This is a genomic window from Holophaga foetida DSM 6591 (genome assembly GCF_000242615.2).
In the GTDB taxonomy this organism is placed as follows: Bacteria; Acidobacteriota; Holophagae; order Holophagales; family Holophagaceae; genus Holophaga; species Holophaga foetida.
On sequence record NZ_KI912268.1, the window covers coordinates 572,479 to 599,115 of the forward strand.

Here is a 26,637-nt window from a genome sequence, read left to right on the forward strand (position 1 = left end):
AGGAATCCATGCCCTCTCCCGACCTGAACGTCCTGGTAGTGGATGACACCATCGTCTACCGAAAGATCCTTAGCGAAGTCCTGGAATCCCTTGAGGGCGTCCAGTTGATCGGAACCGCCAGCCAGGGGCGGCTGGCCCTGGCCAGAATGGAGCAGACCCCCGCTGACCTGGTGCTGCTGGATGTGGAGATGCCCGAGATGGATGGGCTCGAAACCCTGGGGCATCTCCGGAGACGCTGGCCTGATACGGATGTCGTCATGATCAGCGGCACGAACATGAGTTCCGCCGAGATCACCGTGCAGGCCCTGGAGCAAGGGGCTCTGGATTTCATCCGCAAACCCGAGGGCGCCGACCCCGAAGCCAGCCGCCAGGAGCTCCGGGACAAGCTGCGACCCCTCATCCGCCACATTGGCACCCGTCGCAACATGCGGGCACCCGCCGCCCCAAGGCCAGCTCCTCTGCCACCCCCGCCACCCCCTGTCCTCGCCAAGCCCCCACTCGGTCGCATCGAGGTCGTGGGAATCGGGGTCAGTACCGGTGGCCCCAACGCGCTGGCAGAGCTGATCCCCCTCCTTCCCGCAGACTTCCCGGTGCCGATCCTGGTGGTGCAGCACATGCCGCCAACCTTCACCGCCTCCCTGGCGGAGCACCTTGACCGCCGAAGCCACCTGCGGGTCTGCGAAGCCCAGGAGGGGGAGCCGATCCAGACAGGAAGCGTCTACATCGCCCCCGGCGGCAAGCATATGGTAGTGCGCCGCCACGAGATGGGGGGCGGCAATGGCTGCCAACGCATCATCGGCATCAACGAAAACCCGCCGGAAAACTCCTGCCGCCCATCGGTGGATGTGCTCTTCCGCTCCATGGCCGCCCAGTACGACAAGGGCATCGCCGCCGTCATCATGACCGGCATGGGAAATGACGGTTGCGAGGGTGTGCGTACCCTCAAGCGGCGTGGATGCCACTGCCTTACCCAAAGCGCTGAAACCTGCGTCGTCTACGGCATGCCCATGGCAGTGGACGAAGCGGGCCTCTCGGACGAGCAGATCCCCCTGCCCCTACTGGCCCAGCGCCTCGTCAGACTCGTCCGGGAAGGGGGGATTCCGTGATCCAGGAGACCATCAGCCCGAACGAATTCAAACTGCTACGGGACTACATCGAGCAGCACTGTGGCATCGCCCTGGGAGAGGAGAAGGCCTATCTCGTGGAGACCCGCCTCGCCAGCCTCCTGGTTGAAACGGGGTGCCAGGATTTCGGTTCATTCTACCGGCTGGCCGCTGCCAACGGCTCCCCCACCCTCCGGGACAGGATCGTGGACGCGATGACAACCAACGAAACCCTCTGGTTCCGGGACCAGCACCCCTTCGAAATCCTCAAGACCAAGCTCCTTCCCCCCTTGGCCGAGGAGGTCCGCTCCGGAAGCCGATTCCGGATCCGCATCTGGTCCGCTGCCAGTTCCACAGGCCAGGAACCCTACTCCATCGCCATGACGATCCAGGAGTTCTGCAAGGCGAACCCCGGCATCCGGCCAGAGCACTTCGAGATCCTCGCCACGGACATCAGCCCTTCCGCCCTCTTCCTCGCCAAGGCCGGGCGTTACGATGCCGCCGCCATAGCAAGGGGCCTGCCGGATTACCATCGCAACACCTACTTCGAGCCTGCCGGCCCGGTCTGGACCGTTAAGGACTCCCTCAAGCAGATGATCACCTACAGGCGTTTCAATCTGCAGGATCCCCTGGACTCCCTGGGCAAGATGGACGTGGTCTTCTGCCGCTACGTGGCCATCTATTTCTCGGAGAGCTTCAAGCGCCAGATCTACTCGGGCATCGCCCGGATCCTGTCCCCCAGCGGGCACCTCATCATCAGTGCCGTGGAATCGCTCCGGGGCCTCGTCGACGATTTCGAAGCTCTTTCCCACGCCAACGGGACCTATTACCGCTATTCCCGCCCAAAGGGGGCACCATGACCAAGATCCTTTCGGTAGACGATTCCGCCACCATGCGCCGCATCATTGGCCGCGCTGTAGCGGTCATGGGCTATGAATTCCTGGAGGCCGAAAACGGCCTCCAGGCCCTGGATCTGCTCCCCCAACACGCCCCGGACCTGGATCTCATCATCCTGGACGTGAACATGCCCGAAATGGACGGATTTGAAACCCTCACCCGGATCAAGGCCGATGCCCGCTATAAGAACATCCCGGTCATGATGGTGACCACCGAATCCGACCGCACCCGTATCGTCCAGGCCATCCAGGCCGGAGCCGCAAACTACGTCACCAAGCCCTTCAACCAGGAGGACCTGAGTTCCAAGATCGCCCAGTGCCTCGGGTGTTTCTAGGCATGGCTATTTCCTCGCCCTGGGATGGGCCTTTTCGTAGGTCTTCGCCAGCTGCTCCAGATCAAGGTGGGTGTAGCGCTGGGTGGTGCTGAGAGAGGCGTGTCCCAGGAGCTCCTGGATGGCCCGGAGATCCATGCCTCGGTTGAGGAGATGGGTGGCGAAGCTGTGCCGCAGGGCATGGGGGCTGATCTTGGCCCGAAGGGCCGCATGCTCCAGGACCTGGGCCAGGAAGGTACGGACACTGGTGGGGGTCAGGCGCCCCCCCCGCTGGTTCAGGAAGAGGGCCTGGCTTGGGGGCAGGCCCTTCTCCGCCAGGAAGGCCCCCCGGAAGCCCAGGTAGGTCCTCAGGATCTCTTCGGCCTCCTGATGGAAGGGCACCAGCCGTTCCTTGCTGCCCTTGCCCCAGACCCGCAGGGTACGTTGCTCCAGGAGAAGGTCGTGGAGGTCGAGCCCCGTCAGTTCGGAGACCCGCAGCCCGGAAGCATACAGGAGCTCCAGCAGGCATCGGAGCCGCGCCGAGATGAAGTCCAGGGCCGGAGGCAATTCCAGGAGCCCCCGGCTCTCCTCCTCCGTAAGAAAGGCAGGAAGACGCTGGGCCTGCTTGGGGTTACGCAGCACCGCCGCCGGGTTGGACTGGATGCGCCTGGTCTCCCAGAGCCAGCGGTAGAAGCCCCGCACCGTGCTCAGGATACGGGCCTGACTGGCAGGATCCAGCCCCCGCTCCCCCAGTTCCAGAGAGAAGCCGCGCAGAGTTCTGGGCTTCACATCCCAGCCCTCCCACTTGGCGGCAACGGCGTGGGCCAGGAACTTTTCCAGATCCCCCCTCTGGGCCCGGGCCGTGTGGGGAGACACCCCCCTGGCCTGCTGTTCCAGGTGGAAGGCCTGTATGGGTTCGAATAGGGTTGCGGGCTGGGGCATGGAAGCATTCTACAGCCCCGTTCGCATGCCCGAGCTATACTGCCCCCCATGCGCTTCCTGTCACAGCCATGCGCTGGCTTCCCCTCTGTTGTGAGGCAACTCTGGAGTGCGATGCTTCTGGCCGTCCTCCCTCTGGGGGCCCAGGAAATATCCTTCGGCCTGGGTCAGTTGCGTCCGCTGAATGGGGTAACCCAGACCTATGCATGGCAGATCCAGTATCTACAACCGATCTCGGCCAAGTGGGGCATCAGCCTCACCTGGCTGAACGAGGGGCACCTTGAGGATCACCATCGGGATGGCCTCGCCCTCCAGTTCTGGCGATTCCACAACATGGATTACCATCGGCTCCGCCTGGGACTGGGCCTCGGCACCTATCGCGATTTCGATACCACCGGTGAAAACGCAGCTTCCGGGTACCGCAATCAACATGGATACAAACAATTAATCAGCATAAAATCCCAGTACCCTCTCGCCGGGAATTGGGACGGATTCATTCAGGCGAACCGGACAGTGGGCGAAGGGGATCCCCAGACCCAGAGCATCCTCCTCGGATTCAGCCACCGCACCGAGGCTCCAGCTTCGGTGGATTCGTCACCATCGCCACGGGACGAATCAGAAAACGAACTGACCTTCTTTGTGGGTCGCACCATTCTCAACAGCTTCGAGAGCCAATCCGCCACAGCCTATGCCATCGAATACAGGCGAAAGCTCGCCACCCCCCTGGAATTCACCCTCACTTACAGCGACGAGGGTGACACCGCCCAGCTGGACCGGGATGGTCTGGCTCTTCAACTGTGGGGTGCAGCGGACCTGGGCCAGAGGTGGGGCATCGGTTTCGGGGCGGGCCCCTACTTCAGCCGGGTCTTCTCCCGGAAATCCGGGGAGAAGACCGTCGAGTTCGAAACCGACCTGCGACTGACCATGAGCCTTCACTGCCAACTCTGGGAGCAGGGGGTGGGCCGCCTGAGCTGGAATCGGACCCTCACGCACTACCACCGGGATACGGATGTCATGCTTGCTGGGCTGGGTTACCGCTGGTGAAGCCCTCCAGTCCCCGCATGCAGAGGGCCAGGATGCGTTCAGTGCTCTCCTCGGGATCATCAGCAGTCTCCGCCCCTCCCCAGATCACCTCGTTCAATCCGAACATCATGGAATGCCCCTGGATCATTCCGAGGACCGAGATGCACAGGAATCGGACCTTCGCTGCATCCAGAGCGGGACAGAGGATCGTGGTGCAGGCTTTTAGCCGATCTGCGATGGGACCAAGGGAAGAGTGGATAAGCTCTTTCAGCGCCGGTCTCGGGGAGCGGAACTCTCGAAGCCAGAGGACAGAGCCGCACTCGTGGGCCCGATTCTGGTTCTGCTGCTTGATGGCCAGATCGGCATAAAGGAAGCGGACCAGATCCCGGAGCGATTCAATGGCCGCCTCGCGGGTCGTGGGCACCCCCCTCTGAAGGGCGGTGTTTGCCAGGAATCGCTCCCGGAATTCCGTCATCATGTGCCGGAACACCTCCACGTAAAGCCCCTCCTTGCCCCCAAAGTGGTGGGAGATGAGGGACAGGGGACGCCCAGCCCTGTCGGCGATCATCCGGATGCTCGTGCCCTCGAATCCGTAGTGGGAAAAGCATTCCAGGGCGGCATCCAGAAGGACGGTGCAGGTATCGGATACAGGCTGGGACATCATGCTACTCCAGGTAGAAGCCGACGCCCTGCCAGACCTTGACGGGGGTCTTGCCGTCCGCAGCCCGGGCGGGATCGAAAACCAGGCGCTTGGCGGCGTCCAGGCAGGCCTCGTTGGCCTTCTGGATCCATTCCCCTTCCCCGGAGAGCCCCTGGAGAAGCCGCACCTCCATGGCGTCCCCGGCCTCACTCACCAGGACATTCACCACGACTACCCCACGGGCCCTGCGGACGCTGGGAGTCTGGCGGCCAAGGTTCATCACCCTGGCGGGGGTGATTCCCGAGGACAGCACCACGGGTGCCCCGTCCCCCGTCCGCCCCTGGAGGCGGACCTCGGCCTCGGCCAGACGCTTCCTCAGGTCCGCGTTCTCATCCTGGACGGTGGCGGTTTCCGCCTTAGCCTTTTTGAGATCCCCCAGGATGTTGTCGAGGCCATGCTGATTCTCAGCCATGGAGGCCTTGAGCTGGTCCAATTCCCTGCGGAGGGTGGAGGACTCCTCCCGGGCCAGATCCCGGCTCTTCCGGGCACCAGCGGCCTCCTGCTGGAGACTGTCAAGAGCGGCCAGACGATCCTTGAGTTCATCCCGTTCCTGGCTGAGCTGCTTGACCTGATTCTGAAGTTGCTTGACGGAAGCCGGAGCGGGCTTGGGCTTGGAAGCCGCCTGGGCGGGAAGGCCCAGGGCAAGTATCAGAGCGATGGAAAGGGGAATACGCATGAGAAACCTCCGGAACAGGAGGATTCAGCGGTAGTTCCCCGGCTGGATCCCCCCTGATGGCATTTGCTGTAGCTTGAGAATCCCACGCTTGAGCAGCTTCGCAAAGATGGCATGGCATTCGTCATGGGGAAAGGGCGAGATGGAGATGATGTCCTTGATGCTCCACACCGAATTGACTCGGGTGGCCAGGAAGGCCTCGTTGGGGCCGAGCTGAGCCTGCATGAGCTCCTCAATGCTAACCGCCAACTCGGGCACCAGGGTCTCGTCGATGGTGGACTCCTCCATCAGGTGCTCCACCACCTCCAACATTCGGGTGGCTTCCTGGGATTTGGGCTGCTCTGTGAGGATCTGCTTGAGCTCCGACTGCGCCTCCTGAAGCTTCTGCTTTTCCACCAGCTGGCGGGCCCGCTGCAAGTGGAGACTGGAATGCTCCCCCAGCTTGCCACCGGGGTGGACGATGCGGAGCATCCCCTTTTCGTGAAGGTCGAAAACCAGCTTGTTGACCTTGAACTCAGGGGCGCGCATCTCGATCACAAGCTGATCAATGGTCTTCTGGCCATCCAGACGGGACAGCAGGTCCGCGTCCTCCGGGGCCAGGGGCAGCATTTCGGCAATGGCCTCAGAAATGGCCTGGACAACGGCATCCCCGCCCTTGACCACCTTGCGGATCCGCTGCCACTCGTCCTTGCGGCGGGCCCCCTCCAGGACAATCCCCGTGACATCAAGACTCAACAACATGGACCGCTGCTGAGCTCCCTGCCCATCGAAGAACTCGAAATTGCCGACCTCCCACAGGAAGGTGTCAAAGATGGACTCCTCGACCTTGAGCTGGACGATGCGCCGGATCTCGGCCTCGGTGATGAGCTGACGACTGACAAGGATGCGGCCCAGGAGCTGGTTCTCGTCCTCCTGGGCGGTCAGGGCCTCCCGAAGCTGCTCTTCGGAGATGCGATTGTAGGCCAGCAGGTACTGCCCCAGGTACTCCCGTGGGTCGGAGGACCAGACACTGGTGACCCGCCCTTCATGAAAGGCCACTCGCTTGGTATGAAGGAGGCCCTTGAGTTCAAGGATGCCGGTCTTCTTGCCCACGGCCAGCCACTGGAAGATGTCTTCCAGGCCCATGGTAACCAGATCCCCCTTGAGTCCCATCAATTAGCTCCATCAGCACAACCTGCAGTCCTAGCTCATTTTCATCGACCACCCGAAGAAAGGCTATAAGGTTTCGAGGCAGTCCCGGATCGCCCGGATCAGCCGTTCAGGGTGGTGACGCACGGTATCCATAGAAGGATCTACCAGATCCCTGGAATAAACAGGCACGCCACAAATCTTTGAAGCACTGATCAGAATGGGTGCCCCCCCCTCCTGACGATAGCGGTCCAGCACCGATGCGGGGAGGGGCGCCTCGTTGGCGATGACCGCCCGGACCCCCAGCCCACCGAAGGCCTGGATGGCCGCGAGATGATCTTCCAGGGTCAGGCCTGCCGTTTCCCCAGGCTCAGTCATGAGGTTGGCGATGTATACGACCGGGGCCTCAGAACGCACGATGGCATCCCTGAGTTCATCGATGAGCAGGTTGGGGATGGTGGAGGTGTAGAGACTCCCCGGGGCGAGCAGGATCAGATCCGCCTGGAGCACCGCCAGCATGGATTCAGGGAGGGGATCAGGGGCCTGGGGCTCCAGCCAGAGGCGAGCCAGGGGGGGCTTGGAATCGTTGACCGCCGTCTCGCCATCGTAGCGTTGCCCGGCCATGTCCTCCGCCACCAGGGTCACAGGAACCAGGGTGGACGGAAAGAGCCGCCCCAGGGTCACGAGGCTGCCAGAGAGATCCCGCAGGGCCTTCACCCAACTGCCTGTGATCTCCGCCAGGGCGAGGAGCATCAGGTTGCCGAGGGCGTGTCCCGCCAGGGACCCGCTGCCTTGGAAGCGGTAGTTCATCAGGTCCGAAAGAGAGGAATCCTCCCGGATCAGCGCGGTCAGGCAGTTGCGGAGATCCCCGGGCGGGATGCCCCCCAGCTCCGTCCGCAGCCGACCGGAAGATCCCCCATTGTCGGAAACCGTAACGATACCGGTGAGCTTCCAGGGATCCCTGGGCCTTCCAGCCTCGATCTTGAGCGCCCGGAGAAGGGCCGCCAGCCCCGTGCCGCCGCCAATGGCGACCACCTTGAGGGGCTGATCGGGATGCACTAGAAGCGCTCGAATTCCCCGAAGGCGGCGGTGGCCCGGACGCTATCGAAATCCTTTTCAAGAAGGAACTGATGGTGGAGGCCGGGCTCCAGGGTCAGAGCCTGCTGCAGGGCCTCGGCGGAGCGCTCACCCTCGCCCAACTGGGCCAGGGCCAGGGCCTTGAGGTAGTGGAGACCGCCCCGGTCCTGAGCGGCCTTGAGGGCCTCCTCAGCCATGGCCAGGGCTTCCTTGCCCTCCCCGCGGTTGAGGTGGACCTGGATGGTCATCTCGCTGGAGGCAGGAAGCACCAGGGAGGCCTGGGTGCCCTTGCGGGCCAGAGCCATCAGGGATGTGCGGACCCGACGGGCCACCACGAGATCTCCAGCCTCGGAAGCCTCCCGACCGAGAGCCTGAAGGAGCTCCTGAGCCTTGGCGCCCTGACCGGAATACAGTTTCTCGAGGGCCTCCGACAACTTAGCTTCCAGCCCCCGTTCGGATGTGGAAGCGGTTCCGGCGATCTTCGAATTGTTAGCCATGCTCACCCTCGGAAATGTCAAGAATCCCCACTATAACGTAAAAACCGCTGTCTCGCGGTTGAGCAGCCGGGTAGAAAGCCAAGTCAAGGCCGCTGCCAGCCCCAAGGTCATGGCCAGGGCGATTCCGTATTCGAAAGCGTTCCCCTGCTGACTGAAGAGCTTGCGGACAGCCAGACTCACATTGAGGATCGGCACATAGGGCAGGAAGGGCATCTTCTCAATGCCTGGAGCCATGGAAAAGACGGCCATCACCATGACCACCACCATCCCAGGCATGATGGACGTGCCGGCCTCCATGGAATTCCTGGCCCGGATCCCCATCATCACGATGAAGTTGGCGAAGAGCAGGCCGAGGGGGACCATCAGGAGGAAGGTGAGCCCCAGGACGGCCGGGCTGGCCAAGTCCGCCAGGCTTCCCCCGGAAACCGCCACCCCACCCTTGAACGCGCCGCCGATGGATAGCCCCATGCTGAGCAGGTTGATGATGGCGCTCATGAGCCCCACGGAGAAAACGTAGAGGAGCTTGCCCCAGATGATCTGGTGCCGGGGGAGGCGGGTGGAGAGCAGACTCAGGAGCGTGCCCCGCTCCTTCTCGCCCGCTGTGGCGTAGATACCGTGCTGCATGGAGCCCGCGAACATCATGAGCATCAGGAGGTAGGGAAGGAAGGCGCCCAGAGTGCGCCCCACCTTCAGGCCCAGATCCCCCATTTCGAGAGTCTCCAGGCGCGAGGGCGCGTCCAGTTCCAGGGAAGCCCCGGCCTGCCGGAGCCTTTCCTGGACCCAACGGTGATTCTGCTTTTCCAGAACCCGTTTCAATCGCGACAAGGCCAGACCTGAGGCATCCTCGCTGGGATCGCAGGCAGCCGTGATGGTGAAGGTCTGTTGGCGCTTGAGCTTCAAGGGCGCCTCAGGCTCCACCTGGATGCGCATTTCCAAACGCTGATCCCGGATGGCCCGGCGCAGATCCCCCGCAGGAGGCGATACCAGCTCGAAGGACTCGGGCTCGGCCCGCAGGAGCGGCTCCAACAGCCCCCCAGGGTCCACCAGCAGCACCCGGCTGGCCCGTCCCTGGCGCTTTACCTCGTCCGTGCGGCTCAGGCCGGCCACCATGGCGATGAGAAGCGGGTAGAGGATGATCGGCAGGAGGAAGGTGAAGAAGACCGTCCTCCTGTCCTTGGAGAGCTCCAGGAACTCCTTCTTGCAAACCAGCAGAGCGCCCCGCATGTCAGGCCTCCCCCGCGGCCAACTGGAAGAACACCTCGTCCAGGTTCCGGGCCCCCCGGTCCGAGAGGAGCTGCTCCAGGGGGGCATCCCCGTGCAGAATCCCATCGAAAAGGATCCCCACCCGGTCACAGATGTCCTCCACCATGGGCATGACATGAGTGGAGACGATGACAGTCCGGCCTTCGGCGCGAAGCTCCCGCAGGAGGTCCAGGACGGTTTTCGCGGTGAGGACATCCAGGCCCGTGGTGGGCTCGTCGAAAACCACCACCCCGGGGTCGTGGAGCAGAGCCCGGGCCACACTGACCTTCTGCTTCTGGCCCGTGGAGAAGCCCTCCATGCGCACATCCATGAAATCCAGCAGCCCCAGACGCTCCATGAGGGCCTGAGCCCGGCCCTCGGCGACGTGGGCCTCCATGTCCTGGAACTGGCCGAAGAGCTTCAGGAACTCCCGGGGCGTGAATCGCCCATATACATTGAGATCCCCTGAGAGATACCCGATGCAGGCCCGGGCCTGTTCGGGTTCCCGTTCCGCATCGAATCCGCAGACCCGGAGTCGGCCCCTTTCAGCCTGCATGAGCCCCGCGATGAGGCGCAGGGTGGTGGATTTCCCTGCCCCGTTGGGTCCGAGCAGCCCATAGATTTCGCCCGGACACACCGAAAAGGTGACGCCGCGAACGGCCTCGATGCGCTTTTTCCGGCGGGTCTTGCGGTCCCGGACCGTGAAGCCCTTGTGGACATCCACCAGTTCGATCATCCCCGCAGCCCCAAGACAAGGACGGCAAGCCCCGCAAGAACACAATAGGCAGCGAAGCCATGGAGTCTGGGCTGGCGGGTGAAGCGATCCAGGAGCCCGATGGCGGCGTATCCTGAAAGCCCCGCCACGACCACACCGACGGCACATGCCAGGGTCGGAGAGATGGAACCGGCAGGAAAGGCCAACTCGGGAGGCAGGGGCTGGTGACGCAGGAGGGGCATCACCACCTTCTTGCCTTCGTATAGCGCAGCCAGGGCGATGGTGGGCATGCCCAGCAGGAAACTGAAGCGGGCGGAGGCCGGGAGCTGCAAGCCCCGGAATACGCCCACACAGATGGTGGAGCCGCTTCGGGAAAGCCCGAACCCGCCCCCCAGCCCCTGGATGGCCCCCACCGCCAGGGCATCCCACCCATTGATCTGACTGAGATCACGCCCATTGCGGCGCTTGGCAGTGGTATTGGCCACGAAAAGCATCCCCGCCGTGACCAGGAGGAAGACGCCGTAAAGCCACAGATGGCCCTTGGCGAGCTCCTTCCAGTGCCGGGTCAACAGGGCGAAGACCCCGGTGGGCACCATGGCGATGATCAGCAGGAGGACCATCCGCTGGCCCTCTGGATCCCCCCCGAAGATCCCCCGGACCATCTTTGCCAGATCCTTCCGAAAGTAGACCGCCAGGGCCGCCAGGGTCCCCACATGGAGCAGGACATCATAGGCCAGAGGCATGCTCTGCTTGAGCAGGAGGTTCTCCACCAGGGTCAGGTGCGCCGTTGAAGAGACCGGCAGGAACTCCGTGAGCCCCTGGACCAGGCCCAACAGGATGGCGTGAAGAAGCGTCATGCAATACCCCGAGAAAAGCCCAGTCTCGCATATCCAGGGGGGTTCAGAGGCTGCAAGAAGACGCACGAGCACCCATTCCCGACGGCGAGGGGGATCTCCCGTGCACCCAGATCGATACATTGAATTAATTATAAAATTATAATTGTATATAAATAATAATGATACATTCTGAAACAAGATGGATATGACCAATATGGCATTGTTTTAGAACAACTGACGCCATTATGCATATTAAACCAATAATTATCCAATCAATAAACATCGTATAGTGATTTTTTGCTCGAAAACAGGGCCAGAATTGCTATTGTTGGCACATTCAGAAATGAAGCAATGTCACATATCCATCAACAACAGAGACCCCCCAACCCCGAGGACCTCATGCTGAAATCCCTGAGTATCGGCAAACGACTGGGCGCCGCCTTCGCCCTGGTATTGATCCTGCTGGCCGCCGTCGCCGAACGATCTTTGAACCGGATGGCGCAGCTGGGTCAGCATATGGAGCGCATCGTCAAGGTGTACAGTGAAGCAGAACGCCAGGTAGCCGTCATGGACGTAAGCATCACTCGGATTCACCGGGGATTGAGGAGTGTGATCCTTGCGGACTCCCCCCAGACCGTGGAGCAGGAACTGGCAGCCATCGCCCAGGATCGGACGCTGTACCTGGAAGCGACCAAGCAGCTGCAACCCCTCCTTTCAAATCCCGAGGCCAAGGCCCTCTTCCAGGCTTTCGAAGAGAGTTCCCAGGCTGCCAGAGCCGCGAATACCGAGGTCATGGACCATATCCGGGCCGGAAGGAAGAAGGAGGCCACCCGGACCCTGCTGGGCAAGGCGGCAGCCACCAACCAGGTGGGAAGCAATCACCTCCAGAAGCTCTCCAGGTTCATGGCTGATCAGAGCACCAAAGCCTTTGCGGAGAGCCAGGGGGTCCAGAGGACTGGCATGTTCCTGATCATGGGCATCGCCCTGGTGGCCCTGGTACTGGGCATCAGTGCCTCCATCGTCATCACCCGAAGCATTGTGCAGCCGGTCAAGCGCTTCGTGGATGTCCTCAAGACCGTCGAGAGCGGGGATCTGAGGATCGAGGCTGAGGTGGACAGCCGGGATGAGATCGGCGTCCTGGCTGCCTCCATGAATGCCACCCTGGCCAGACTCCGAAGCACCATCGGGGAAGTCGCCCAAGCCGCCGCCTCCGTATCCAGTGGTGCCACCCAGCTCAGCGCCACCGCCGAAGAAATGGCCCAGGCCACCCAGGTCATCGCGGAAGGTGGCAACAGCCTGCACCAAGTCACGGAAAGCGTCGCCTCCGCCATGCTCGAACTCTCCGCCAACGTCGAGCAGGTGGCCGGCAACGTCCAGACTTCCGTGGATCACTCCCACCAGGCCGTCCAGGCCGTGGAAGAGGGCACCCAGGGCAGCCAAGCCGCCGCCGAAGACATGGCCCGCATCCAGGGAGTCACCGCCCGCATCGCCAGGGCCATCTCGGTGATCCAGGAGATCGCCCGCCAGACCAATCTCCTTTCCCTCAATGCGGCCATCGAAGCCGCCAAGGCAGGAGCCCAGGGCAAGGGTTTCGCCGTGGTGGCCGAGGAAGTCCGCAAGCTGGCGGAACGCAGCCGGGCCTCCGCCCAGGAAATCGAGACGCTCCTGAGCGAAACCCACGCCGCTGTCACCGAAGGACACACTTCGGTCAGGACCAGCCTGGAACAGATGGAGCACCTCCAGTCCTCCATCGAGACCATGGCCTCCATGGTGAAGGAGATCGGCACCGCCACCGGGGAGCAGACCAGCACCGCCAACCAGGTGGCCCGACAGGTGGAAGGGGCCGCTTCCGAGGTCCGCCAGAACGCCGTAGCGACTCGCCAGCTCTCTGCCACCGTCCATGAGATTTCGCGGACTTCCGCCGAACTGGCGAGGATTTCCGAGGGTCTCAACCTTTCAGTGGCCCAGTTCCAGGTTTAGCAGGGGAGTGCAGACACAGCGCGTCTCCCCTTGGGAGGCGCGCTGTGTTCTATGCGTGCTTCCCAAGGGGGTCGTTATATAGCAAAATATATTTCGCCACCCAACTTGGCGGCCCCCACTGCAGAAACAGGCCATGACCGATCCAGAAGAGAAGCCCTCCACCAGCATTCAGGCCCTGAACCGGGCCGTGGACGTCCTGCATCTGCTTCACGATCACCCCAACGGCCTTCCCATCCGCAGGCTGGCCAGCCTCGCGAAACTGGCCCCTTCCACGACCCAGCGGATCCTCAGGAGCCTAGAAGAGGCCAATCTGGTGCTGGGCTCTCCCAAGGGGTACCGCCTGGGCCCGACCCTGACCCGTCTGGCCCGCTCCGTGCGGCCCTTCGATATTGTGAACATGGTCCACCCCACCCTCCTGCAGTTGGCCAGCAGCACAGGTGAGACCGCCAGTCTCGCCATCCTCTCCCATGGCAAGGCCATCGTGGTGGACCAGGCTCGGGGCAAGCACCCGCTGATGGCGACCGCCAGCGTTGGCAGCTCGCTTCCGCTCCACGGCTCAGCCTGCGGCAAGGCCCTCCTGGCAGCCATGCCTCCCCAGGATCTGGAGCCCTACCAGACCAGGCTCGCCCTGGCACCCTTGACCCACAGGACCATTGTTGAATGGCCCATACTCCTGCCAGAGTTGGAAACCGTGAGGGAGCGGGGATTGGCCTTCGACCACCAGGAGCACACCCTTGGAATCTGCTCCATCGCGGCCTCGCTTCCCATGCAGGGAGCGGTCCTGGCAGCGCTTAGCGTCCCCATCCCCACCCGCCGCTACAAGGATGTCGAGGCGCAGGTCTGCGAAGCCCTGAAGGATTGCCGTCAGAGTCTGCTCCGACGCTTGCAGGACCATTCCCGGAACCCCCTCGATGGCTGGGTCTTCCCAGGCAAGGCCGCAACCTGGGGCTAGGGTGCTCAGTTCCAGGTGTCGGAACGGCTCCCGGACGCTATCCTTGGAAGTTCAGCCCACTGCCTGTGGATAGAAGAGGTGTTCATGTCCATCGCCGCTGCCCGCGATTATCTGTCCTTCCCCCACCTGGAACCGGAACTCCGTACAGAGCTGGAAACCCTGGTGAAGTCGGCGGAGGGGGGCGATGCGGCCGCCTCGGCGGAACTGGTGGACCGTTTCTTCGAACCCCTGGCCTTTGGCACCGGAGGCCTGCGGGGCATCATGGGCGCCGGCCTGCGGCGCATGAACCAGCCCAACGTGCGCCGGGCCACCCTGGCCCTGGCGGAAGTCACCAAACGCCGCGCCCCCGAGGGAAAGATCGCCATCGTGGGCTTCGACACCCGGCTCCAGTCCGATGTCTACGGCCGGGAAGCCGCCCGGGTGCTGGCGGAGGCGGGCTATACCGTCTACCTGGGGGACCGCCCCCTGCCCACCCCCTTCCTCTGCTTCGCCATGCGCCAGCTGAAGAGCGCCTGCGGCGTCATCGTCACGGCCTCCCACAACCCCAAGATCTACAACGGCTACAAGGCCTATGACGACAAGGGCGGCCAGGTGGTGACCCCCTGGGATACGGAGGTGGAGGCTGCCATGTCCGCCCTGCCCCTGGTGCCCCCACCCCCCAGTCCCGAGGGCGATGCCCGCATCCTGCCCTTCCCCAGGGAAGTCGAGGAGGCCTTCATCCAGATGGCGGTGGACTCCCTGGCCCACCCCAAGGTCTTCACGCCTGCCAGGGTCCTGTTCACCCCCTTCCACGGCACCGGCATCGCCTTCGTGCCGGAGATCTTCAAACGGGCCGGACTGCCCCTGGAGATCTGCGGGCCCCAGGCCGTCCAGGACGGCAGCTTCCCCACCGCCCCCCGGCCCAACCCCGAAGAGATGGCGGCCTTCAAGGTGACCATCGAGGAGGCGGAAAAGCTGGGCGTGGACGCCATCCTGGCCAACGACCCCGACGCCGACCGCCTCGGGGTGGTCCTCAAGCACGAAGGCCAGTGGATCCAGATGACCGGCAACGATATGGCGGGTCTGACCCTCGACTACCTGGCCCGGGAAAAGGGCGTGAAGGGCGCCGTGGTCACCACCGTCGTGACCTCCGACTTCCTGGCCAAGGTGGGAGCCCTCCACGGCATCCCCACGGTCTGGACCCTAACGGGATTCAAGAACATCGCCGTCTGCATGAACCGGCTGGAGGAAGTGGGCGAGACCTACGCCTTCGGCGCCGAGGAGAGCATCGGCATGTGCCTGTCCTCCGACCTGCGGGACAAAGACGGCGTTTCCGCCGCCCTTCTCGTGGCGGAACTCATCGGCCACTACAAGGCCCAGGGCCAGAACCTGGTTCAGGCCGTGGCGGCCCTTCAGGCCAAGATTGGAACCTTCTGCAACCGCCTCGTGAACCTGGAGGACCCCAAGCCCGGCGGCGCCCAGCGCTTTGCCGCGGCCATGGCCCGCATCCGCGAGGCCGGGCTCACCGTCTTCGCCGGGGAGAAGGTCGTGAGCTGGGAGGACTTCCAGACCTGCGAGTGGCACAGGGCCGATGGCAGCGTGGCCCCCATCCAGGACCGCCCAGAGCGCCCGGACGTGGCCCTGGAGATGGAGAAGAGCAACGTCCTCAAGTTCCGCCTGGCATCCGGCGCCTTTGCCGCCTTCCGCCCCAGCGGCACCGAGCCCAAGCTCAAGGTCTACCTCCAGAGCTGCACGGACACCGCCATGCTCGACCGCATGGAAGCCGAGGCGAGGGCGCTGCTAGGCTTGTGAAAGAGGGGTGACCGCCCAGACACCGCCAAGGTGCGGAGCTGTCGCTTGTTTTTCCATGGAAACCGACGAAGGAGAAGCCCATGACCTGGGGACCCTACTGGATGTTCTATCAGTGCACCACCTGCGGGAAGAAGTTCAGGCAGGCCCTGGATGACACCGACATCGATCAGCTTGGCAAGTGCCCGGCCTGCAAGATCAAAGGCGAGTTGAAGGCCGAGAGCAACAACTATCCGTCCGACGCCAACGACTACGAGATTGTCTAACCAGGGCTGCACCTACACGGAACAGATCCTCCTCCGCTCCGATGGCTGCGCGCTCCTGGACTACCTGAGCGGGCGCTACCTCCACACCCCTGAGGGGGAATGGCGGGAGCGCATCCAGGCGGGACTGGTCCGGATCGATGGTCGGAGCATGGATCCGGGAACCCCCCTGAAGCAGGGCCAGATCCTCACCTGGTCCCGCCCCCCATGGGAGGAGCCTGAGGTTCCCCTGGACTACGGTGTGATCTACGAAGATGCCGACCTGGTGGCCGTGGCCAAGCCCTCGGGCCTCCCCACCCTGCCCGGGGCGGGCTTCCTGGAGCACACCCTGCTCCACCAGGTGCGCCTGCGCTTTCCCGGAGCCGATCCGATCCACCGCCTCGGACGTACGACCTCCGGCATCGTGGTCTTCGCCCGCAGCCCCGGGGCCCGCAAATCCCTCAGCCAGGCCCTGCGGGAACACAAGCTGGTCAAGGTCTACCGGGCTCTCGTGACGGGTTGGCCCGAGCTGGACGCATTCACGGTGGACGCCCCCATCGGCCCTCTGCCCCACCCCCTCCTGGGCACCCTCCACGGCCCGAGCCCCGCAGGCAAGCCCGCCGTGAGCCATGTCCGGGTCCTGGAGCGGCGCGAGGACGCGAGCCTGGTGGAAGTCCACATCGAAACGGGCCGCCCCCACCAGATCCGCATCCACATGGCCGTCTGCGGGCACCCCCTGGTGGGCGACCCCCTGTACGGCCCCGGTGGCGTATTCCTGCCCGGCGCCGTCCCAGGGGACGGGGGCTACCTCCTGCACGCCATGACCCTGAACCTGCCCCTCCTTGGCCTGGAGCTGGAGTGCCCGCCGCCGTACCCCCTCAAGGAGACCAGAGCATGAAACCGAGGAAGAACCTGGTCATCGTCTGTGTCGGCGATGACTCTCTCCACGAGGGCTGGTTTGAACCCAGCCGCCTTCGCCGGGCATTCGATCTGGTGCTGATCTACTACGGGAATGTCCCGGATCGCTTCCGTGATCGCTGCGAGCACTACCTCTCCCGCAAGGGCAGCAAGTTCGAACTCCTGCGCCATGTGCTTACTGAGCATGTGGATCTGCTCAGCCAGTACGACGCCATCTGGCTGCCCGACGACGATATCCGGACCGACGCCGCCACCATCGCCAGGATGTTCCAGCTGTTCCACCGGGAGTGCCTGGCCCTGGCGCAGCCCGCGTTGAGCCCGGAGAGCCACATCAGCCATGGGATCACGCGGCAGAAGCCTCGGTATCTCTTGCGGTACACCAACTTTGTCGAAGTGATGGTGCCGATCTTCCGCCGCGACGTGCTCCTGGCGCTGCTGCCCACCTTCGGCACCAACCGTTCGGGCTGGGGCCTCGACTACTGGTGGTGCCAGCAGGTGCTGGACAAAGGCTGGGGCCGCATCGCCATCCTGGATTCGGTGCCCGTCACCCACACCAGACCCGTCACCCCGAATGGAGGGTATTACAAGGCCATGAGCATCGACCCCGAAGCGGAACTCCGGGCGCTGGTCAGCGAACATGGACTTTCGATTGACCAACGGACCCTTGGCAAGCGCCGAAGATGGTTCCACTTCCTGAGCGGCCCATGGAAAGCCTGGATTGCTAAATCCCTGCCGTACCGCTAAGAATAAGGGTTTGTTCCCGTCATCCCAACCCCGGAACGCACCGAACGACCATGACTGAATTGCGCCTTGAGCTGAATGGAATCAGCAAGCAGTACCCTGCCGTCAAAGCCAACGACGGCGTGAATCTTCGTGTCACACCCGGGCAGATCCACGCCGTGCTCGGGGAGAACGGGGCCGGGAAATCGACCCTGATGAAGATCATCTACGGGGCCGTGCGCCCGGACGAGGGCGAGATCCGCTGGAACGGCAAGCCTGTGAAGATCCGGAACCCCCACGAGGCTCGGGCCCTGGGGATCTCCATGGTCTTCCAGCACTTCTCCCTTTTCGACACCCTCACGGCGGCGGAGAACGTCTGGCTGGGCCTGGACCGGAGCATTCCCCTTGCCCGGGTCATCCAGCGGATCCGTGAGGTCGCTGAGGAGTTCGGCCTGGATGTGGATCCCCTCCGGCCCGTGCACACCCTGTCCGTGGGCGAACGTCAGCGCGTCGAAATCGTGCGGGCCCTCCTGGCCAAGCCTCAGCTCCTGATCCTGGACGAGCCCACCTCCGTGCTCACCCCCCAGGCCGTCGAAAAGCTGTTTATCACCCTGAACCAACTCTCCCAGCAGGGCTGCTCCATTCTCTACATCAGCCACAAGCTGAACGAAATCCGCACCCTCTGCCACCACTGCACGGTCCTGCGGGGCGGGAAGGTCACCGGCGAGGTGGATCCCACCCAGGAAACCAATGCCAGCCTGTCCCGCCTGATGATCGGGGCCGAGCCCCCGGAACTGAAGCACCGGGAGGCCCACCTGGGCGAGGTGGCCCTGGCGGTGAAGGGACTGAAGCTTCCCAAGCAGGATCCCTATGGGACCAGCCTTTCCGGGATATCGCTGGAGGTACGCGCAGGGGAGATCCTGGGCATCGCCGGTGTCTCCGGCAACGGCCAGAACGAGCTGATGGCGGCCCTTTCCGGCGAGGATCGCCGCTCCCCCGAGGGCAGCATCGAGCTCTTCGGTCAGGACATCTCCCACGATGGCCCTGACCCGAGGCGCAAACGGGGCCTGCACTTCGTGCCTGAAGAACGCCTGGGACGGGGGGCTGTTCCCATGCTCAGCCTGGCCCAGAACACCCTGCTGACCCGCCACGAGAGCGTTTCCCGCACCGGCTGGATCCACAAGAGCGAGGTTCTCAAGCTCGCAGAAAGCCTGATCCAACGGTTCAACGTGGCGGCCCCCGGCCCCCACGCCCCCGCCAAGAGCCTTTCCGGAGGCAATCTCCAGAAATTCATCGTGGGGCGGGAGGTGGACGCCGCTCCCCGGGTCCTCATCCTCTCCCAGCCCACCTGGGGGGTGGATGTGGGCGCCGCCGCCACCATCCGGGCCGAGCTCCTGGAACTCCGGGACGCCGGATGCGCCCTCCTGGTGGTGAGCGAGGAACTGGACGAGCTTTTCGAGATCAGCGATCGCCTCGTGGTGATCGCCCAGGGACAGATGTCACCCAGCATCCCGGCCCACGAGACCACCGTGGAACAGATCGGTGAATGGATGAGCGGCCTCTGGCCCAGAGAGGCAGCCCATGTTCAAGCTTGAGGCCCGCCCCCAGCCCTCCCGCCTCATGTCCTGCGCCTCGCCGCTGATCGCACTGGCCATCACGGTGCTCATCGGGGTCTGCCTGTTCATCTGGCTTGGCAAGGATCCCGTCAAGGGCCTTGAGATCTTCTTCGTCGAACCCCTGAAGAATGCCCAGGCCATCTCCGAACTGGCAGTGAAAGCCGTGCCCCTGCTGCTCATCGCCCTGGGCCTCGCGGTCTGCGTCCGCGCCAATGTCTGGAACATCGGGGCCGAGGGACAGTATCTCCTGGGTGCCGTCGCAGCAAGCTGGGTGGCCATGCAGGCAGGTCCAGGCACGGGACGCTGGATCGTTGTGGCGATCCTGCTGGCCGGCGTCATCGGAGGCGCCATCTGGTCCGGCATCGTAGCCTTCCTCAAGGACCGCTTCAACGCCAACGAGATCCTGGTGAGCCTCATGCTGGTCTATGTGGGCCAGCAGCTCCTGGATTTCCTGGTCTACGGCCCCTGGAAGGATCCCGACGGCTACAACTTCCCCCAGACCATCACCTTCCTGTCCGTGACCAAGATCCCCCGCCTGATGGTGGGCTACCGGGCCAACATCGGCGTCATCATCGCCATCGTGGCAGTGGCCGCCCTTTGGGTCTTCCTCTTCCGAACCTACCGGGGTTTCCAACTCCAGGTGGGGGGCATGGCTCCCGCCGCCGCCCGCTACGCAGGCTTTTCTTCCCGTTCGGCCCTCTGGATCGGACTCCTGATCTCCGGGGGCATGGCCGGTCTGGCGGGCGCCCTTGAGGTGGCCGGTCCCATGGGCCAGCTCACCCCCTACCTCTCCGTGGGCTACGGATTCGCCGCCATCATCGTGGCCTTCGTCGGACGCCTGCATCCCGTGGGCATCGTCTTCTCAAGCCTCCTGATGAGCCTGTTCTATATCGGGGGGGAGCTGGCCCAGTCCCGTCTCGGGCTTCCCAAGGCCATGACCAGCGTCTTCCAGGGCCTGCTCCTGTTCACCCTACTGGGCTGCGATACCCTGATCCTCAACCGTCTGCGCTGGATCGGGGTCGGCAAGCCCAAGCATAGCGAGGAGGCGTGATGGAATCCTGGGCTCTTCAGGCCGCCGCCACCCTGAACGCCGGGACGGTCCTGGCCCTGGCCGGGCTGGGTCTCCTCATCAATGAGCGGGCGGGCATCGTCAACCTCGGCGCCGAGGGCATCATGCTCATGGCGGCCTTCGCGGGCTTCGCCACGGGGGTCCACACCGGCAGCGATCTCATGGGCTTCCTGGCGGGGGGTGCCATGGGCGCCGTGCTCGCCGCGACCCTCGGCTACCTGGTGATCTGGCTCAATGCCAACCAGTACGCCACGGGCTTGGCCCTTTCCCTGTTCGGTTCCGGCTTCTCGGCTTTCGCAGGCATCAAGTACACCCAGGAGAAGCTTGGTCCCCGGCCCCACTTCGAGATCCCCGGTCTGTCCAAGATTCCCTTCCTGGGGACAGCACTCTTCAAGCAGCACCCCATGGTCTACCTGGCCATCGCCCTGGCCGTGGTCATCGCCTGGTTCCTCTATCGGTCCCGTTCGGGGCTGGTGCTTCGCGCCATCGGGGAAAACCCGGAATCGGCCCACGCCCTGGGCTATCCTGTGCGCAGGATCCGCCTGGCTGCTGTCGTCACGGGCGGTGCCCTCTGCGGCCTGGCCGGGGCCTACCTCTCGGTGATCTACACCCCCCTCTGGGTCGAGGGCATGGTCTCCGGCAAGGGCTGGATCGCCCTGGCCCTCACGACCTTCGCCACCTGGCGGCCCGGTCGGATCCTGCTGGGCGCCTACCTCTTCGGGGGCGTCACCATGCTCCAGTTCCACCTCCAGGGGCAGGGGGTCCAGATCCCCAGCCAGTTCCTGACCATGCTGCCCTACCTGGCCACCATCGCGGTGCTGGTGCTCATCTCCAGGAACCCGGCCTGGATCCGTGCCAACATGCCCGCCTCCCTGGGCAAGGCCTTCTTCCCGGAGGGCTGATCGGGTCGAGGTGAAGGCGTGACACTGGAGCCGCCCGGGTTCATAATCCTGGGTTGATCCTCACAACTCAACCCATCCCGGAGCCCAACCATGCGCCCATCCCGAACGAGCCTGCTTTGCAAGCTGGTCGCTTGCACTGCCGTGGCAGCCACTGCCTTCATCGGCTGCGACAAGAAGAAGGAAGCCCCCGCCGAACCTGCCAAGCCCCAGGCCTTCAAGGTCGCCTTCGCCTACGTCGGCCCCGTAGGCGACGGCGGCTGGACCTTCGCCCATGACAACGCCCGCAAGGCGCTGGAGAAGGAGTTGGGCGACAAGATCCAGACGACCTTCGTGGAGAAGGTCCCCGAGGGCGCCGATGCCGAGCGTGTCTTCCGCGATCTGGCCAGCCAGGGCAACACCCTGATCTTCGGCACCACCTTCGGCTACATGGAGCCCATGCTCAAGGCCGCCGCCGACCTCAAGAACGTCAAGTTCGAGCACGCCACGGGCTACAAGACCGCCGAGAACCTCCGCACCTACGACAGCCGCACCTATGAAGGCGCCTACATGGCCGGTGTCCTGGCTGGCGGCATGACCAAGACCAATACCCTGGGCGTGGTGGGCTCCATCCCCATCCCCGAGGTGATCCGCAACATCAACTCCTTCACCCTGGGCGCCCAGAGCGTGAATCCCAGGATCAAGACCAAGGTGGTCTGGGTCAACGCCTGGTTCGATCCCCCGAAGGAAACCGAAGCCGCCCAGTCCCTGCTCAACCAGGGCGTGGATGTGCTGATGCAGAACACCGATTCCAGCGCCGTGCTCCAGGCCGCCGAGAAGGCCGGGAAGTATGGCATCGGCTGGGATTCCGACATGCACGCCTATGGCCCCAAGGCCCACCTGGCTTCCGCTGTCGCCAACTGGGCGCCCTACTACATCAAGGCCACCAAGGACGCCATGGAAGGCAAGTGGACCACCGGCAAGGCCTGGTGGGGCGTGAAGGAAGGCGCCATCGATCTCGTCTCAATCTCCGACAAGGTCCCCGCGGACCTCAAGGCCAAGGTCGAGAAGGTCAAGGCCGGCCTGAAGGATGGCAGCCATGTCATCTGGCAGGGCCCCATCCAGGACAACACCGGCAAGGAAGTCCTGGCCAAGGGCAAGGTGGCTGACGACGAATGGCTCGGCGGCATCAAGTTCTTCGTCAAGGGCGTGGACGCCAAGGTTCCCGGCGGAAAGTAGAACCGGGCTCAAGCACTGAACAGCGGCGCAGATGGGCTGACCCATTTGCGCCGCCGTTTTCATGTCATTGACCAGGAACCTTCCATCAAATGAAATTGGGAGGTGCGGCCCCCCCAGCTGCTCATGGGCTGACAAACGCCTCCGGTTTGCCATCCTATTCATCCCCTTCATCCTGGCTTAAGATCTTTTAAAAACAAAATTAGCCAGGATGAAGGGGATTCAGGGGATAGAAGAAGATGCCACAGTTCACCGGGACACTCGGGCCTGGAACTCCATGTGCTGTAAGCTATGGCCATGAGTCAGCCCGTGCCTCCCATCGACTTCGACGCCATCCCTCCCTCGGCCCTCCCGCAGCTCCTCCGGCGCATGCCCAAGGCGGAACTCCACATCCACATCGAGGGCTCCCTCGAGCCGGAGCTGATCTTCGAGTTGGCCCGCCGCAACGGGGTGTCCCTGCCCTATCCCAGCATAGAGGCCCTGCGAGCCGCATACGCCTTTCAGGACCTCCAGAGCTTCCTGGACATCTACTACGCCGGGGCCAGCGTCCTGATCCTGGAACAGGACTTCTTCGACATGGCCTGGGCCTACCTGCAGCGGGCGGCCGGGGACGGCGTGGTGCGCGCCGAGATCTTCTTTGATCCCCAGACCCACACAGCTCGGGGCGTAGCCATGGGTACCGTCATCCGGGGCCTTTCAGAAGCCCTGGCCAAGGGCCGACGGGAGCTTGGCCTCAGCGCCGATCTGATCCTCTGCTTCCTCCGCCACCTCAGCGAAGAGGATGCCTTCGCCACCCTGGAAGAGGCCCTGCCCTTCAGGGAACACGTCATCGGTGTCGGGCTGGACAGCAGCGAACTGGGCCATCCCCCGGAGAAGTTCGCCCGGGTCTTCGCCCGCTGCCGGGAACTGGAGCTGCACGTCGTGGCCCACGCCGGAGAAGAGGGCCCTGCGGCCTACATTCACTCGGCCCTGGACATCCTCAAGGTCGAGCGCATCGATCACGGCGTTCGCTGCCTCGAGGACCCGGCTCTGGTGGCACGCTTGGCCCGGGAGTGCATCCCCCTCACGGTCTGTCCCTTCTCCAACGTCAAGCTGAGGGTCTTTCCAGGGCTCCCCAGCCACAACCTACCCACCCTCCTGAAGGCTGGCCTGGCGGCGACCATCAATTCGGACGACCCCGCCTACTTCGGAGGCTACCTGCTCCAGAACTTCCAGGAGACCTTTGACGCCCTGCCCGAGCTGGGAGCCCGCGAAGCATGGCTGCTGGCCCAGAACAGCCTCCAGGGCAGCTTCGCCCCCGAGGCGGACAAGATGCGGTGGTGCGTGGAGCTGGATGCGGTGTTTCGGGAGAAAACAACCCCATCATCTGGAAAGTAAGCCAAGAAAATCAATCCCAACGCAAAGACTCAAGGGGCACCAATTCACACAAGTTAAAACGTATATTTTCGGAGCGCATCATCGCATTCAACACGACAAAGGATAGCTAAATTCTGCTTTCATCCTGGCCATCCTGTATATCCTGTTCTTGTTCTTCTTTAAACAGGATATACAGGATGGCCAGGATGAAAAGATTCCAGATTATAGGCTTTGATAAGCCAAATACCATAGTTTGAGATGCGCATTATATTTAATCAAATAAATATTCATATAACATGAATAAAATCATGTTTATTTCGCCCTTGCCATCCGCACACAGTTCCTCCCGGAGGCCTTGGCCTGGTAGAGGGCAGCGTCCACGGCCTCTACCAGGCGCGCAGCCTCCAGTCCCTCCATCTCTGAGGAGCAGCAGACCCCGAAGGATGCGGTGACCGATGGCAAGGGGGTGTCGTTGTGCGAAAGTTCCAGTCCCCCCACCAGAGCCCTCAGGTTCTCCGCCACCAGGAGTCCCTGTTCCAGGCTGGTCTCGCTGAGGACTACCATGAACTCTTCGCCTCCGTAACGATACAGGCCATCAACCTGCCGGATGTGCAGCCCCACCGCCCCGCAGACCGAGACCAGCACCAGATCCCCAGCCCCGTGCCCATAGTGGTCGTTGAAGCGCTTGAAGTGGTCGATATCAAACATCACCAGACAGAAGCACCCGCTGAAGCGGATGGCACGCTGAACCTCCTGCTGGAGGCGGGAATCGAAACTGCGGCGATTGAAAACACCCGTCAGAGCGTCGGTGGTGGCCAATTCCGACAGCTTGGCATTGAGCCTCTCCAGTTCCTCCGAGTAGGCCCGCAGCTTCTCCTCATCGGCCTTCCGCTGGGTGATATCCCGGAAGACGACGAAAAGCCGGTCCGGCTCTCCCTGTGCGTTCGTCAGCACAGCAGCGTGGCTTTCGTTCCATAACTGAGTGCCGTCCTTGCGAAGCACCCGGTATTCCGAGAATCCGGTCGTTTCCCCCCGCAGAAGCCTCATGATGGAATGGCGGGCCTTCTCCCGATCCCCGGGGTGGATGTAATCGAAGAGGTTGACCCCCTGCGCATAGTCGCTCTCGTCCAGGAGGAGCATCTCCGTTCCAGACCTGGAGGGGTACAGCACCCACCCCTGGAGATTCGCGATCAGCATGCCATCGGCCGAGGTTTCGAAGATCGTCTTGAAGAGCTGGGCGTTGGCCCGGTTCTGCTCGTCGAGCTGCTCCTTCTCCCGCAGGGCCTCAATCATGGCATTGATGGCCTGGGCGAAGTCCCCGGAGAAGGAGACCTGGTGATCCAGACTCCCCCTGGAGATCTCCTGGATCTGCCAGGTCAGATGCCGGAGTTCCGCCTGGAGCTGTTTATAAGGAGCAGCCCAGTAGCTGCGAGAAGGCGCTTCGGCATCCAGATTCCCTTTGGCCAGATCCAGAAGGAAGGTATAGCTGTCAGCGTACTGCTTCCCCATCTGGAAGATATCCGCCGCCAGCGCCCCGAGGGAAGGATCCTCGACCTCGGGAAGAGGCTCCAGAACGGGGATGGCCCCCAGGTTCATCGCCTGGACAATCGTCCGAAGACGCCCCAGGAGAGCCTCCTCCTGGGAGCTCATGGCAACGGGTGGATGGCGAAGCGACAGGTTCGTTCGCCGGTGGACCAGCAGTCCACTTCCTTCACCATGAAGGCCTGGCCCGTATAGGCTTCGAAGATGCCCTGGAGGAAGCCTTCGTCATAGTCGCACACCGTAGTTCCAGCAAGGGGAAGCCCGGAGCAATCCAGATCCTCGGATACCGTCACCACGAAGCTCATTCTCTCGGCATCCGCCTTCTCCACCTTCAGGACCCCGATCGACAGCTCCAGGAGCTTGGCGTGAAGCTGGGCGATGAAGGGGCCCAAGGCGAGGCCGGTGTCCAGAACATTTCGGCAGAACTCCGAGCCAGCCAGGTAGCCAGCCTGGATGAGCAGGCTCCGCATCCGGTCCTCGCCGAATTCCTTCTCGAGGACCGAGCGGAGGGTGAACTGCATCAAACGGTACACAGCGACCCTCGTATCGCCCCCCAGATTGGGGCGACCACCCTGGATGTCCCCCAGCTGCGACCATTCAAATCTGGAAGCCGACATCAGATATCCGCCTTCATCTGGACGGGGCTGCCACTCAGCCAGACGACGTTCAGCTTCACGCTGACAAACTTCCATCCCTGGGGCGTCCGACGGTAAGTGCTGTCATACCACCCCCCCCCATCCCAGTGGTCGAAGGGGGTCTCGCCGATGTGCACAGCCTGGAGGTAGGACCGGGAAGTCGCGGTATCCCCCTGGATCGTAATCTGGTGGTTGGTGCTGATGTGGTGGGTGCCCTTGTACTTGCCAAGCCCGTGGGGCATCAGCTCCGGCATCTTTTCCTTGAACATCCTGAAGGTCTCGCCGGTCTTGGAGGTGGGCTCGGGAAGTTCCACGTATCCGCCATCCACAAAATTGTCCGCGTAGCCTAGGTAGTCCTTGGCATCGATGCAGGAGGCGAAGCTGTAGAGCAGATCGCTGATCTGGGCCCGGTCCATCAGCCATTGAACCTGGGCAATGTTTGATTCACACATGGGGACTCCGTCCTGTTTGGTGGAAACTCGATTCTGGCAGATGGGCCCTGGTCCCACCACCAAGTCTGCAATCGCCCCAGGCTCTGGCAGAATCGAATAAATCCTCAGCGGCG

27 protein-coding genes are annotated in these 26,637 nt (G+C 63.2%); 15 read left to right on the plus strand and 12 right to left on the minus strand.

The features are described from left to right. Positions 1-8 precede the first annotated feature (8 nt). From HOLFODRAFT_RS0202500 to HOLFODRAFT_RS0202510, 3 genes are read left to right on the plus strand one after another with little or no spacing between them, the layout of a single operon-like run. Positions 9-1,106 (plus strand): protein-glutamate methylesterase/protein-glutamine glutaminase, encoded by a 1,098-nt coding sequence (locus HOLFODRAFT_RS0202500; protein WP_005031751.1) that lies wholly within the window; start codon positions 9-11, stop codon positions 1,104-1,106. After that, a complete protein-coding gene (locus HOLFODRAFT_RS0202505) occupies positions 1,103-1,963 on the plus strand; it encodes a CheR family methyltransferase (protein WP_005031754.1) in 861 nt (286 codons plus the stop codon). The genes HOLFODRAFT_RS0202500 and HOLFODRAFT_RS0202505 overlap by 4 nt, the downstream gene beginning before the upstream one ends. Then, positions 1,960-2,334: a response regulator gene (locus HOLFODRAFT_RS0202510; protein WP_005031757.1), complete on the plus strand. Its 375-nt coding sequence runs from the start codon at positions 1,960-1,962 to the stop codon at positions 2,332-2,334. The genes HOLFODRAFT_RS0202505 and HOLFODRAFT_RS0202510 overlap by 4 nt, the downstream gene beginning before the upstream one ends. A gap of 6 nt (positions 2,335-2,340) precedes the next feature. On the opposite strand, the gene HOLFODRAFT_RS0202515 is transcribed toward HOLFODRAFT_RS0202510, so the two are convergent. Next, positions 2,341-3,252 (minus strand): tyrosine recombinase XerC, encoded by a 912-nt coding sequence (locus tag HOLFODRAFT_RS0202515; RefSeq protein WP_005031759.1) that lies wholly within the window; start codon positions 3,250-3,252, stop codon positions 2,341-2,343. Between the two features lie 111 nt (positions 3,253-3,363). On the opposite strand from HOLFODRAFT_RS0202515, the gene HOLFODRAFT_RS0202520 reads away from it, so the two are divergent. Then, positions 3,364-4,293 carry a hypothetical protein gene (locus tag HOLFODRAFT_RS0202520; RefSeq protein ID WP_005031761.1) on the plus strand — a complete coding sequence of 310 codons (930 nt, stop codon included), beginning with the start codon at positions 3,364-3,366 and terminating at the stop codon, positions 4,291-4,293. On the opposite strand, the gene HOLFODRAFT_RS22455 is transcribed toward HOLFODRAFT_RS0202520, so the two are convergent. From HOLFODRAFT_RS22455 to HOLFODRAFT_RS0202560, 8 genes are all read right to left on the minus strand, one after another. Next, positions 4,262-4,933 carry a TetR/AcrR family transcriptional regulator gene (locus HOLFODRAFT_RS22455; RefSeq protein WP_005031763.1) on the minus strand — a complete coding sequence of 224 codons (672 nt, stop codon included), beginning with the start codon at positions 4,931-4,933 and terminating at the stop codon, positions 4,262-4,264. The two genes, HOLFODRAFT_RS0202520 and HOLFODRAFT_RS22455, sit on opposite strands and share 32 nt — an antisense overlap. 4 nt (positions 4,934-4,937) lie before the next feature. After that, positions 4,938-5,648: a hypothetical protein gene (locus HOLFODRAFT_RS0202530; protein ID WP_005031765.1), complete on the minus strand. Its 711-nt coding sequence runs from the start codon at positions 5,646-5,648 to the stop codon at positions 4,938-4,940. Positions 5,649-5,672: 24 nt separating this feature from the next. Next, on the minus strand, positions 5,673-6,797 hold the full coding sequence (locus HOLFODRAFT_RS0202535; RefSeq protein ID WP_005031767.1) for a DUF4388 domain-containing protein: 1,125 nt from the start codon (positions 6,795-6,797) through the stop codon (positions 5,673-5,675). A 63-nt stretch (positions 6,798-6,860) separates the two neighbouring features. Further along, complete coding sequence (locus tag HOLFODRAFT_RS18930; RefSeq protein WP_005031769.1) at positions 6,861-7,832, minus strand: gluconeogenesis factor YvcK family protein; 972 nt, start codon at positions 7,830-7,832, stop codon at positions 6,861-6,863. Further along, on the minus strand, positions 7,832-8,347 hold the full coding sequence (locus HOLFODRAFT_RS0202545) for a TPR end-of-group domain-containing protein (RefSeq protein WP_005031771.1): 516 nt from the start codon (positions 8,345-8,347) through the stop codon (positions 7,832-7,834). Before HOLFODRAFT_RS0202545 ends, HOLFODRAFT_RS18930 begins: the two co-directional genes overlap by 1 nt. Positions 8,348-8,377: 30 nt before the next feature. After that, entirely contained in the window at positions 8,378-9,571 is a 1,194-nt protein-coding gene (locus tag HOLFODRAFT_RS0202550) for an ABC transporter permease (RefSeq protein ID WP_005031773.1), read from the minus strand. A gap of 1 nt (position 9,572) precedes the next feature. Then, the gene (locus HOLFODRAFT_RS0202555) at positions 9,573-10,325 is read right to left on the minus strand and encodes an ABC transporter ATP-binding protein (RefSeq protein WP_005031775.1); all 753 of its coding nucleotides are present in this window, start codon (positions 10,323-10,325) and stop codon (positions 9,573-9,575) included. Continuing rightward, positions 10,322-11,161 carry an undecaprenyl-diphosphate phosphatase gene (locus HOLFODRAFT_RS0202560; RefSeq protein ID WP_005031777.1) on the minus strand — a complete coding sequence of 280 codons (840 nt, stop codon included), beginning with the start codon at positions 11,159-11,161 and terminating at the stop codon, positions 10,322-10,324. The genes HOLFODRAFT_RS0202555 and HOLFODRAFT_RS0202560 overlap by 4 nt, the downstream gene beginning before the upstream one ends. A 378-nt stretch (positions 11,162-11,539) precedes the next feature. Here HOLFODRAFT_RS0202560 and HOLFODRAFT_RS0202565 point away from each other — a divergent pair, with 378 nt between their 5' ends. From HOLFODRAFT_RS0202565 to HOLFODRAFT_RS0202615, 11 genes are all read left to right on the plus strand, one after another. Continuing rightward, positions 11,540-13,120 carry a methyl-accepting chemotaxis protein gene (locus tag HOLFODRAFT_RS0202565; protein WP_005031779.1) on the plus strand — a complete coding sequence of 527 codons (1,581 nt, stop codon included), beginning with the start codon at positions 11,540-11,542 and terminating at the stop codon, positions 13,118-13,120. Positions 13,121-13,253: 133 nt separating this feature from the next. Beyond that, positions 13,254-14,072 carry an IclR family transcriptional regulator gene (locus HOLFODRAFT_RS18935; RefSeq protein ID WP_005031781.1) on the plus strand — a complete coding sequence of 273 codons (819 nt, stop codon included), beginning with the start codon at positions 13,254-13,256 and terminating at the stop codon, positions 14,070-14,072. Positions 14,073-14,156: 84 nt separating this feature from the next. Continuing rightward, complete coding sequence (locus HOLFODRAFT_RS0202575; protein WP_005031783.1) at positions 14,157-15,863, plus strand: phospho-sugar mutase; 1,707 nt, start codon at positions 14,157-14,159, stop codon at positions 15,861-15,863. A gap of 80 nt (positions 15,864-15,943) precedes the next feature. Continuing rightward, positions 15,944-16,126, plus strand: a complete 183-nt coding sequence (locus tag HOLFODRAFT_RS0202580) for an FmdB family zinc ribbon protein (protein ID WP_005031785.1) — start codon at positions 15,944-15,946, stop codon at positions 16,124-16,126. Further along, the gene (locus HOLFODRAFT_RS0202585; RefSeq protein WP_005031786.1) at positions 16,119-17,000 is read left to right on the plus strand and encodes an RluA family pseudouridine synthase; all 882 of its coding nucleotides are present in this window, start codon (positions 16,119-16,121) and stop codon (positions 16,998-17,000) included. The genes HOLFODRAFT_RS0202580 and HOLFODRAFT_RS0202585 overlap by 8 nt, the downstream gene beginning before the upstream one ends. After that, the gene (locus tag HOLFODRAFT_RS0202590) at positions 16,997-17,764 is read left to right on the plus strand and encodes a DUF707 domain-containing protein (RefSeq protein ID WP_005031789.1); all 768 of its coding nucleotides are present in this window, start codon (positions 16,997-16,999) and stop codon (positions 17,762-17,764) included. Before HOLFODRAFT_RS0202585 ends, HOLFODRAFT_RS0202590 begins: the two co-directional genes overlap by 4 nt. A 50-nt stretch (positions 17,765-17,814) precedes the next feature. Continuing rightward, positions 17,815-19,335, plus strand: coding sequence for an ABC transporter ATP-binding protein (locus HOLFODRAFT_RS0202595; RefSeq protein WP_005031793.1), 1,521 nt, complete (start codon positions 17,815-17,817; stop codon positions 19,333-19,335). Beyond that, the gene (locus HOLFODRAFT_RS0202600) at positions 19,322-20,407 is read left to right on the plus strand and encodes an ABC transporter permease (protein ID WP_005031795.1); all 1,086 of its coding nucleotides are present in this window, start codon (positions 19,322-19,324) and stop codon (positions 20,405-20,407) included. The genes HOLFODRAFT_RS0202595 and HOLFODRAFT_RS0202600 overlap by 14 nt, the downstream gene beginning before the upstream one ends. Further along, positions 20,407-21,327 carry an ABC transporter permease gene (locus HOLFODRAFT_RS0202605; protein WP_005031797.1) on the plus strand — a complete coding sequence of 307 codons (921 nt, stop codon included), beginning with the start codon at positions 20,407-20,409 and terminating at the stop codon, positions 21,325-21,327. Before HOLFODRAFT_RS0202600 ends, HOLFODRAFT_RS0202605 begins: the two co-directional genes overlap by 1 nt. A gap of 90 nt (positions 21,328-21,417) precedes the next feature. Next, positions 21,418-22,542 (plus strand): BMP family ABC transporter substrate-binding protein, encoded by a 1,125-nt coding sequence (locus HOLFODRAFT_RS0202610; RefSeq protein WP_005031799.1) that lies wholly within the window; start codon positions 21,418-21,420, stop codon positions 22,540-22,542. A 288-nt stretch (positions 22,543-22,830) separates the two neighbouring features. Then, entirely contained in the window at positions 22,831-23,916 is a 1,086-nt protein-coding gene (locus HOLFODRAFT_RS0202615; RefSeq protein ID WP_005031800.1) for an adenosine deaminase, read from the plus strand. Positions 23,917-24,207: 291 nt separating this feature from the next. Here the strand turns inward: HOLFODRAFT_RS0202615 and HOLFODRAFT_RS22460 are convergent, their stop codons facing one another. The 3 genes from HOLFODRAFT_RS22460 to HOLFODRAFT_RS18945 are packed head-to-tail and all read right to left on the minus strand — an operon-like array spanning position 24,208 to position 26,524. Continuing rightward, on the minus strand, positions 24,208-25,545 hold the full coding sequence (locus HOLFODRAFT_RS22460) for a GGDEF domain-containing protein (RefSeq protein WP_005031803.1): 1,338 nt from the start codon (positions 25,543-25,545) through the stop codon (positions 24,208-24,210). Further along, positions 25,542-26,054: a V4R domain-containing protein gene (locus HOLFODRAFT_RS0202630; protein ID WP_005031806.1), complete on the minus strand. Its 513-nt coding sequence runs from the start codon at positions 26,052-26,054 to the stop codon at positions 25,542-25,544. Before HOLFODRAFT_RS0202630 ends, HOLFODRAFT_RS22460 begins: the two co-directional genes overlap by 4 nt. Then, positions 26,054-26,524 (minus strand): nuclear transport factor 2 family protein, encoded by a 471-nt coding sequence (locus HOLFODRAFT_RS18945; protein ID WP_005031808.1) that lies wholly within the window; start codon positions 26,522-26,524, stop codon positions 26,054-26,056. Before HOLFODRAFT_RS18945 ends, HOLFODRAFT_RS0202630 begins: the two co-directional genes overlap by 1 nt. Positions 26,525-26,637 lie beyond the last annotated feature (113 nt).